The organism is Protofrankia sp. CiP1_Cm_nod2 (assembly GCF_920664355.1).
Taxonomy (GTDB): Bacteria; Actinomycetota; Actinomycetes; order Frankiales; family Frankiaceae; genus Protofrankia.
Window position 1 is genome coordinate 20,492 of the sequence record NZ_CAKKTL010000022.1, and the last position, 1,051, is coordinate 21,542.

Genomic DNA, 1,051 nt, shown 5'->3' on the forward strand with positions numbered 1-1,051 from the left:
GAGATCCATTCCACCCGCCCCATGGCCGCCCCATATCCACCACGAACGCCCCATGAACACCCTATGAAGACCACACGGCCACCCCATGGCCGTCCCCGAAACCACCCCGCACCACCTGGAGAGTGCCCGAGCAACGGTGTAATACCCAGCGCCAGCGAGCCGTTTCCGCAGGTAAAGGCCCCCGTCGACAGCTACCGGAAGATCTTCCGACGGTCCCGCCACCTGCTTCAGCCGGTCATCCGCGCCGACCCGCCCGGCGAAGCCACCCCACCGCGGCCCCGCGCCCTCCCCGAAGCGCCACCCAGCCATCACGCCCCCATCCCAGCCCAGCTCCAACCAAACGTTCATGACCAAAAATCGTCGGACCGCGAGAACGAGGGAACAAGTGGTCGCTGTAGCAGCCACTTACGTACTCATTATCCCAATCAGAACGGAACGCGCGGCTGTCTGACCGGGGTGGTGGGGGGTGGTGGGGTGGGGGCATCGGCCGGCCGGGTGCGGCGATGCTTGCCAGCCGTACCGGCACTGGCCGTCAGCGGGCCGCCCTCGAACCGGGCCCCGGGGCCGTCTCCGCGCGATCTCACCTGCGCCAGCGCCGTAGGTCACCCTCGTGAACGAGCCGCGGAGCTGACCTGCTCGGCGGCGCTGGTACCGCGGCTGGCGCCGCCGGCCCCCCAGCCGTCGCCGGCCTCACGGCTGCCGCCGGCCCGGCCCATGCGACCGCCCTGCTCTCCCCCACCGCCGGCCCGGTCCCCGCCATCAGCCCGGTCCGAACGGCCGGCCTGCCATCCCCCACCGCCAGCCCGGTCCCCGCCATCAGCCCGGTCCGAACGGCCGGCCTGGCTCGCGTCGACGGTGTCCTGGCCGTTCCGTCCTGCGATGTCGCCGTTCCGCCCTGCGATGTCCTGGCCCTCCCGGCCTTCGTCGCCGGCCGCCCGGCCCGCACCAGCCGCCCGGCCCGCACCAGCCGCCCGGCCCGCACCAGCCGCCCGGCCCGCGCTGGTGGCCTGGCCCGCATCGTCGACGAGGCCGTCGACGACCTTGTGGCGGG

1 pseudogene is annotated in these 1,051 nt (G+C 73.1%); it reads right to left on the reverse strand.

The annotated features are described in order from the left end of the window. Positions 1–602 precede the first annotated feature (602 nt). Positions 603–1,051 (reverse strand): annotated as a pseudogene (locus tag NBW84_RS04225) (hypothetical protein); the annotation flags it as partial.